This is a genomic window from Mesorhizobium sp. GbtcB19 (genome assembly GCF_019091085.1).
In the GTDB taxonomy this organism is placed as follows: Bacteria; Pseudomonadota; Alphaproteobacteria; order Rhizobiales; family Rhizobiaceae; genus Mesorhizobium.
In genome coordinates this window covers 1-263 of record NZ_JAGXJY010000279.1, presented here as the reverse complement: position 1 = coordinate 263, position 263 = coordinate 1, and the positions used below count along the sequence as shown (strand labels likewise).

General features: G+C 70.3%; 1 protein-coding gene. It reads right to left on the bottom strand.

Annotation, left to right across the window (positions count from 1 at the left end):
- Positions 1-69 precede the first annotated feature (69 nt).
- Positions 70-263: class I SAM-dependent methyltransferase (locus tag KVT37_RS32300; protein ID WP_217579038.1), on the bottom strand; the 194-nt coding region annotated here is incomplete at its 5' end.

Below are 263 nucleotides of genomic sequence, written 5' to 3'. Positions count from 1 at the left end.
CCGGATGGCGCCCACCCCAAGCACACCGCCGGGCCGGAGCGACGCTGCCAGAACGGCGAACAGCATCTGCTACAGCCGGCTGACGAGGTGATGGATGGCGAGCGAGGAGACGATGGCATGCGGCGGCTCGGAAAGACGCCGCCAGTCGCGATCGGCCAGTTCGAACGTGCCCCTAGCCAGCCGGTCGGCGTGATCCCGGCAGGTGGCTCGCGTCTGCTCGAGCATCGGTTCCGCACCGTCGAGCGCCAGCACCCCGCAGCCAG